The sequence below is a fragment of the Amycolatopsis sp. NPDC031561 genome (assembly GCF_055580625.1).
In genome coordinates, this window is sequence record NZ_JBVILA010000013.1 from 182,835 (window position 1) to 190,629 (window position 7,795).

The following is a 7,795-nucleotide window of genomic DNA, read 5'->3' on the forward strand; positions in this document are numbered from 1 at the left end:
GGCATGGTGAATACCAGGTCGCGGCATACGGCGGCCTGTTGATCGGCGATTAATCGATTACCCGCCCGGTCGTACCTGCACGTTCGTGAGCAGGGCGGATGGCGAGCTGCCTTGCCCCCTGTTCCCCAGTAAGTCCGCCGCATCGCGACGTGATTCGACTGTAACATCGTCGCAGTCCTCGTCAAGGCGCCCGATCGGGATCGTGGTGTTGATTAAACGTGAAGATCCGGATCGGGTGAGGATGCTCCCAGAGATCTGACCGGGAATAATCGGTAAGTGATTACTCCGGACGATCGATAAGCCCCAGTGAAGTGCTGTATTTGTGTTACGCTCGCATTCGGTCTTGCCGCTCCTGCTCAAATTGAACATACACGCGATGCCGTGCGCGTCAGCAGAGTCGGACTGTTTTCACGAGAATGGAGTAGGCGAGTGTCGACGTTACCCGTGCGGGAGAACTGCGCATCGACAGTGGCGGAGCTGGTCCGGGACATCATTTCAGTGAATGGGACCCGCCCCGCCGTGCGCCACGGCGGAAAGACGTTGAGCTATGCGGAACTTGGCTCCGCCGCAGGTGGCGCGGCAGAAAGCCTGCGCGAACTCGGGGTCCGGCCGGGTGCGGTAGTGGCCATTCTCGTGGATCGGTCACCCTTGTCGGTGGTGGGTGTGGCGGCCGCCTGGGCGGTCGGCGCCGCTTATGTCCACCTCGAAAGTGCGCATCCCGATTCCCGCATCTCGGAAGTACTCGAGCTCGCGGGACCCATGGCGATAATCACCGATTCATACAACGAAAGTAGGGTTCCCGCGGCCTTGCGGGAGCGAGCCGTAGTGGTCGAACGCACGCCGCCCGCCCCCTATCGCGTCGATCTTGGCCGGACACCGGAAGAACTTGCTTACCTGGTATTCACCTCGGGTTCGTCCGGGAAGCCGAAGGCGGTCGAGGTCACCCACGGGGCGGTGACGAATTACCTCGAGGGTTTCACCCGGGGTTTGGCCGGACTGGAAATCGGCAGCTACGGCCTGGCCACGACCTTCGCGGCCGACCTGGGCAAAGTCTCGGTGTACGGCGCCTTGCTCACCGGTGCCCGGCTCGACATCTACGACCGTGAGACCATCCTGGACCCGGTGGCCTTCGCCGCGGAGATCCGGGAGCATCCGGTCGACTGGGTCACGCTGGTGCCGTCCCAGATGGAGGCGATCGCCGGCACGGGCGACGTCGCCGACGTGTTGCCCGCCCGAGCGGTCATGCTCGCCGGGGAGGCGTTCCCGCCCAGACTCGCCGAAGCGATCCTTGCCGCGAGGCCGGATCTCAAGGTCTACAACGGATACGGCCCTTCCGAGGCCACGATCGTGGTGACCATGCACGAGGTCCGGGTCGAGCCCGGCGCCGCCAGGGTACCGATCGGGCTGCCCTTGTCGGGTACCGAATTCCGGGTGCTGGACGAGCGGCGCGCGCCCGTCCCGGACGGTGAGCCCGGTGTCCTCCACATCGGAGGGGCGTCACTGGCCCGCGGCTACCGGAACGACCCCGAACTGACCGCGGCGAAGTTCCCCGAGGTCGAGGGGACACGTTTCTACTGCACGGACGACGTCGTCGTGCGGCGCGAGGGAGGGGAACTGGAGTACCTCGGCCGCGCCGACGGCCAGCTGAAGATCCGCGGTCACCGCATCGAGCCTGGCGAGGTCGAGGCCGCCCTGCTCGCCCTGCCCGGGATCCGGCAGGCGGTGGTCGCGGGCGAACGATCCGCGGAAGGACCGCTGGAACTGGCCGCCTACGTGGTCGGCCCGGAAAACCCCGCCGGGCTGGGGAAGAAGCTGCTGGAGCGGCTGCCTTCCGAACTGGTGCCCAGCCGCTTCCATCTGGTCCCCCGGATCCCGGTCACGGTCAACGGCAAGGTCGACACGGCGGAACTGCGTGCCCTCGCCGCGGAACCGTCTGACCTGGGAAACGAGCCCGCCGAACCGCCGGAGTCGCCGGACGAACACGTCATCGCCCGGGTGTGGTGGGAGGTACTGGGGCGGGCCGACATCGGGCGGAGCGACCGATTCCTGGAGAGCGGCGGAGACTCGTTCAAGGCGCTGGCCGTATTCGCGCGGCTGCGCAAACATTACCCCGGAATCACCATCGCCCAGCTCTTCGACCAGCCGACGATCGCCGATTTGGCCAAAGCGCTGGGTGGTAGTGCACCGGTGGCGGCCGTACCCGTCGTCGAACTTTGATCAGCCGACAGAAATATCACCGGCGGTAATCGGCCCCGGATGGCGGAACACCACTTTGGCGGTATAGACCACCGCCCGGCGCTGCTTATCCTGCTCCGGGGTCGCCCACGGATAGCGGGCGGCTATCATCTGGCGCACTGGGGAGTACGTCCGAAATCGCACCGGCGGGTTACCGGTGCGATTTCGGTTGCGCGCGTTCCCGGTGCCACAGTGGCGACACCACCGAGATGAACAATGGGGGTACCACAGCATGAGGAAATCACGATTCAGGAAGGCGACGGCCGTTCTCGCCGCCGCCCTGCTGGTCATACCGCAATTGGCCACGAGTACGGCGCAGGCGACCGGCGGAGGACCCGCGAACTGGCTGGCCGAACGTATGTCGGACCAGGTCACCGGCGCGAATTCGGCTCGCCACCTGCGCGAATTGATGGCCGCGACGGCGGCGAACGGCGGCCACCGCGATTCGGCGTCCCCCGGCTACACCGCCTCGGCGGATTATCTGACCGGAAAACTCCGGGCCGCGGGCTACCAGGTCCAACGCCAGGAATTCTCTTTCCGTGACTACGCCATCCACTCCGAACGTGCGGAAGTGGTTTCGCCGAACGCCCGCGCGCTGCGGCCGCTCATCGTCAGGTTCGCCGTCTCCACGCCGGCCGAAGGGCTGACCGCGACCGTCGCCGTACCCGCCGTCAAGGACACCGGCTGCACTGCCGAGGACTACGCGGGACAGGACGTGCGGGGCAAGATCGTCCTGGTCAGGGTCGGGGACTGCTTCATCACGCAGAAGCAGAACACCGCCGCCGCCGTGGGCGCGGCGGCCATGCTGATGAACGCGGACTCGCCGAACCCCGATCTCAACCTCCGCTACCGGATGGTTCCGCCCGAGGACGCCAAGATCCCGTCGGCGACCCTGCCCCGCGGTGAATCCGAACGGCTCGCCGCCGATGTGGCCGCAGGTCCGGTCACCGTGCGGCTCGACCTGCGCGGACAGGACTCGACCACCCGGACGTTCAACCTGCTGGCCGACACCCCGACCGGCCGCGCGGACAACACGATCGTCATGGGCGCGCACCTCGACAGCGTGGACACGACGCCCGGCGCCAACGACAACGGCGCCGCCGCAGCGACCGTGCTGGAGACGGCACTGCAGCTCAAGCGCTATGCGCCGTTGCTCCGCAACAAGGTTCGCTTCGCCTGGTGGGCGGCGGAGGAGAAGGGCCTTTCCGGGTCGCAGTACTACGTCGACCAGCTGACCCCGGAACAGCGGAAGCAGACCGCCCTGTACCTGAACCTGGAGATGATCGGCTCCCCGAACTTCGCCCGCCAGGTCTACAGTGGACAGACACCCGAAGGGCCTGCCCCGGCAGGCTCCGCGAAGATCTCGCAGCTGGTCCACGGCTACTTCGCCGACCAGAAGCTCCCGACCGTCGACCTGGTGCTGGACGGCCGATCCGACCACACCGCGTTCGTCAACGCCGGGATCGCCGCCGGTGGCGTGAACGCGGGCTCGGACCGGTTGAAGTCCGCGGAGTGGGTGAAGCTGTTCGGCGGCGTCGAAGGGCAGATGCTGGATCCCTGCTACCACCAGGGATGCGACGGCTACAGCAACGTGAACCAGACCATCTTCGACCAGTTCAGCCGGTCCATGGCGTGGGCGGTCGGCCGGTTCGCGATCACGACGGCGGACATCAACGGCCGCAAGTGAGCCTGAAGTGACGGCGGCGGGCGCTCACGGGCGCCCGCCGCGGTCAGGGGGCGGGTAGTGGGAACTCCGGGTGGTCGTGAGTGGCGATTCGGGTTCTGTTGAGGGGTAAGTCAAACGACAGCCGGGTTCCACACGCGGACTTGTCACCCGACAGGACATCTGCCCGCCCTTCGCGGCTAGATCTTCTTGTGAAAGCACACCCGGTCATGGCCGGGCCCGTCGTAGTCGCTGTGCAGGGGAAGCCCGTCGACCATCCGGTCCCCGTGTTCGAGCGCGAACCCCATGGCGCGGTGAAAGGCGATCGATCCGGTGTTGCCCGGCGAGGTGATCGCCCGCACCTCCGTCCGGCCGTCCTCGGCGGCACGCTGGAAGAAGGTCGTGTACAGACGGCGAGCGGTGCCCTGTCCGCGAAGCTTCGGGTCCACTCCGACGAAATGGATGTACGCCTCCACGTCATTGTCGGCGGCGTAGAAGCCGACAAGGAAAGCCCTGACGCCGGTTTCGTCCTCCAGGACCAGGCTCGTGCCGGAGAAGAACTGCAAGAACAGCTTGGGGAGCAAGAGGGAGAGTTCGCGGGCCTGCGCGGGAGTGCGTGAGTCGCCCCACCACCGGTGCACCCGGTCGACGATCGCGCCGTGGTCGGTTACGCGGGCTTGGCGAAGCTCGGACATGCCGCTCCCTCTCGGAGATGATCTCGGCCGACACCCGTTCTACCAGGGACCGTAAATACGGCGACGTCCGCGCTCTTCCCGGTGACAATGGCCGTCATGGCGGAAGTCGAGGTCGTCGTCGCGCACCACGAGTGCGCGACTCTGCGGGTCGGTGAGCTGTTCCTGAAGATCGACACCGATCAGGCGCGCGCCGATGTCGAGGTCGAGGCGATGAGCCTGGCGCCGATCCCGACTCCGGAGGTGCTGTGGCGGAAACCGCCCGTGCTCGCGCTCGCCGCGCTTCCCGGCAGGGCGCTCGGCCGTCTCGGCGAGCCGTCCACCGCGTCGCCGGAGGCTTGGGCCGCGGCGGGGGCCGCCGTGCGGAGGGTGCACGACGCGCCCTTGCCCCCGTGGCCGGGCCGGAGTCCCGGCGATTTCGCGGCAGACCTCGACAGGGAATGCGAGTGGCTCGTCGCGAACAGCGTCCTGCCTGCCGACCTGGTCACGCGTAACCGCGAGATCGCCGAGGCCGCGCTCCGGCCGTGGACGCCGGTGTTCATCCACGGCGACCTGCAGATCGCGCACGTCTTCACCGACGGAGACGAGGTCACCGGTGTGCTCGACTGGACCGAGGCCGCCCGGGGCGACGCCCTGTTCGACCTCGCCACGTTGACGCTCGGACACGAGGAGCACCTCGGTGACGTGATCGACGGCTACGGCGCCGGTGTCGACCTCGCCGTGATCCGCGCGTGGTGGTCGACGCGCAGCTTGCTGGGGATCCGCTGGCTGGTCGAGCACGGCTTCGATCCGGCCGCGCCAGGCTGCGAGATCGACGTCTTGAAATCCGGAAGGTAGATCCAGGTGCATCAACCTGGATTGATGTATCCTCCGGCTCGTGACGATCACCGGAATGTCCGAGCCGCCGCCGTTCGTGCGGCTGGCGAGTGAACCGCTGCGCTGGCGATTGCTGCGCGAGCTGGCGCACGGCGATCGCCGGGTGCGGGAGCTGGTGGAGAGCGTCGGGCAGCCGCAGAACCTGGTGTCGTACCACTTGCGCAAGTTGCGGGCGGCGGAGCTGGTCACGGCGCGGCAGAGCAGCTTCGACGGCCGAGACACCTACTACCACCTCGATCTTGAACGGTGCGCGGATTCGTTGGCCGAAGCGGGAAGCGCGCTGCACCCTGGTCTCGTGCCGAACCTGGGGAGTGAGAAGCGAACGGCGTCCCGGCCCAAGGTGCTGTTCCTGTGCACCGGCAACAGTGGCCGGTCACCGATGGCCGAGGCGTTGCTACGACATCGAGCCGGTGAGTCGGTCGAGGTGTCCAGCGCGGGAAGTCATCCGAAACCGTTGCACCCCCACGCCGTTCGGGCTCTCGCCGAGCGCGGAATCGCCTTGACTCACGAACCGGCCTCTGTGGACGGTCTCCGACGCAAACGTTTCCAGTGGGTGATCAGCCTGTGTGACCGGGTCCGCGAGGTCTGCCCGGAATTCCCCGGGCATCCGCGCGTCGTCCACTGGAGTCTGCCGGACCCGGCCAGGGAAGCGGACGAACTGGGAGAGACCTATCCGGCGTTCCGTCGCCTCGCCGTGGAGCTGGACCGCCGGATCGGTTTTCTCACCGCCCAGCTCGGTTCACCCGCCCGATGACAGGGGAGCCCGGGACGCCGGGAAAGTCCACAGAGGACGGGACCGTCGCGCCGAGCCTTGGGAAGGTGCTGAAGGAATGGGGTCGGATCGGGTGTGTCGGCTTCGGCGGCCCGCCGACTCACATCGCGCTGCTCCGGAAGTTGTGCGTGCAGCGCCAGAAGTGGTTGTCGGACCAGGAGTTCGAAGACGCGATCGCCGCCTGTAATCTGCTGCCCGGCCCGGCGTCGACCCAGCTGGCGATCTTCACCGCTTGGCGGGTGCGCGGCCGCGCGGGAGCACTGGTCGGAGGTGCGGCGTTCATCGTCCCTGGCCTCATCGTGATCTTGGCGCTGGCGGCGCTGTTCCTCACCGGGTCTCCGCCTGCCTGGGTTCGCGGGGCCGGAGCGGGCGCGGGCGCGGCGGTCGCCGCCGTCGCGGTGCACGCGGGGATGGGCCTGATCCCGGCGGGCCGGCGACGTGCGGCCACCACCGGCCGCATTCGCTGGGCCCTGTACGTCCTCGCGGGTATCGCGTCGGCGGCCACGCTCGGTCCGTGGCTGGTGCTGGTCCTGCTCGGCTGCGGGCTGATCGAACTGACCGTGCACCGGGCGCGGACCGGCGAAGCAGGTACGGCGCTTCTTGCCGTACCTGTTCAATCGTGGGCCACCGCGGTCGCGGGCGCCGGTGTGTTCGCGTCCGTGGCGTGGGTGGCACTCAAGGTCGGGATGCTGTCCTACGGCGGCGGCTTCGTGATCATCCCGCTCATGCAGGACGACGCGGTGAACACCTACCACTGGATGAGCGCCGGGCAATTCCTCAACGCGGTCGCCCTCGGCCAGGTCACCCCGGGGCCGGTGGTGCAGACCGTCGCCGTCGTCGGCTACGCCGCCGCCGGGCTCGCCGGTGGCATCCTGGCCGCACTGGTCGCCTTCACCCCGTCGTTCCTGTTCATCTTGTTCGGTGCCAAGCATTTCGACCGGCTTCGCGGCAATCCGAACGTGCGGGCGTTCCTCGACGGCGCGGGTCCTGCCGCTGTCGGCGCGATCCTCGGTTCGGCGATCCCGCTCGCGCTCAGCCTGACCCAAGCGTGGCAATACGCCGTCCTCGCCGGTGCCGTGATCCTGTTGTTCGCGCTACGGCGTGGCGTGGTGACCACGATCCTCGCCGCGGCCGGCGCGGGGACGGTACTCGCGCTCGCCGGCGTGCCCTTGCCGATTTGAACGTAATGAGGGGACGGGCCTGGCATGGGCTGGAGGTGCAGGCCGTGTGGGTCGGGTTGGTCGTGAGTGGCGTTTCGGGTTCTATGGGGGGTAAGTCAATGTGGCGGGCTCGGTGGCGGGGGCAGGCTCCCCAGGGAGACCTGAGGAGCCTTGACTGTCCTTAAGGGACACATTTCACGGTTTAGTTGCGCGCATATGGGCGCTAAAAAGACATTAGCCGCCCGAGCATGTCCTATATGGACAGTTGGAGTGCGGTCGGCTCTCGTCGGCCAGTCCAGATCCGACCTCCCGGGGTGGGGGGGGGGGGGGGGGGGGGGGGGGGGGGGGGGGGGGGGGGGGGGGGGGGGGGGGGGGGGGGGGGGGGCGGAGGGGGGGA

At 67.9% G+C, this 7,795-nt stretch carries 6 protein-coding genes; 5 read left to right on the forward strand and 1 reads right to left on the reverse strand.

The window, feature by feature from the left end:
* Nucleotides 1-498: 498 nt before the first annotated feature.
* Both ACZ5IK_RS25170 and ACZ5IK_RS25175 read left to right on the forward strand, forming a co-directional pair.
* Nucleotides 499-2,217 carry a non-ribosomal peptide synthetase gene (locus ACZ5IK_RS25170; protein ID WP_465489942.1) on the forward strand — a complete coding sequence of 573 codons (1,719 nt, stop codon included), beginning with the start codon at nucleotides 499-501 and terminating at the stop codon, nucleotides 2,215-2,217.
* 250 nt (nucleotides 2,218-2,467) lie between these two features.
* The gene (locus ACZ5IK_RS25175) at nucleotides 2,468-3,922 is read left to right on the forward strand and encodes a M28 family peptidase (protein ID WP_465489903.1); all 1,455 of its coding nucleotides are present in this window, start codon (nucleotides 2,468-2,470) and stop codon (nucleotides 3,920-3,922) included.
* Nucleotides 3,923-4,098: 176 nt separating this feature from the next.
* Here ACZ5IK_RS25175 and ACZ5IK_RS25180 read toward each other — a convergent pair whose 3' ends face one another.
* Nucleotides 4,099-4,593, reverse strand: coding sequence for a GNAT family N-acetyltransferase (locus ACZ5IK_RS25180; RefSeq protein ID WP_465489904.1), 495 nt, complete (start codon nucleotides 4,591-4,593; stop codon nucleotides 4,099-4,101).
* A gap of 96 nt (nucleotides 4,594-4,689) precedes the next feature.
* Between ACZ5IK_RS25180 and ACZ5IK_RS25185 the strand changes: the two genes are divergently transcribed.
* From ACZ5IK_RS25185 to chrA, 3 genes are read left to right on the forward strand one after another with little or no spacing between them, the layout of a single operon-like run.
* The gene (locus ACZ5IK_RS25185; RefSeq protein ID WP_465489905.1) at nucleotides 4,690-5,427 is read left to right on the forward strand and encodes a phosphotransferase family protein; all 738 of its coding nucleotides are present in this window, start codon (nucleotides 4,690-4,692) and stop codon (nucleotides 5,425-5,427) included.
* Between the two features lie 55 nt (nucleotides 5,428-5,482).
* The gene (locus ACZ5IK_RS25190; RefSeq protein ID WP_465489943.1) at nucleotides 5,483-6,220 is read left to right on the forward strand and encodes an arsenate reductase/protein-tyrosine-phosphatase family protein; all 738 of its coding nucleotides are present in this window, start codon (nucleotides 5,483-5,485) and stop codon (nucleotides 6,218-6,220) included.
* Nucleotides 6,217-7,419, forward strand: coding sequence for a chromate efflux transporter (chrA, locus tag ACZ5IK_RS25195; protein WP_465489906.1), 1,203 nt, complete (start codon nucleotides 6,217-6,219; stop codon nucleotides 7,417-7,419). Before ACZ5IK_RS25190 ends, chrA begins: the two co-directional genes overlap by 4 nt.
* The last annotated feature ends 376 nt before the right edge of the window (nucleotides 7,420-7,795 follow it).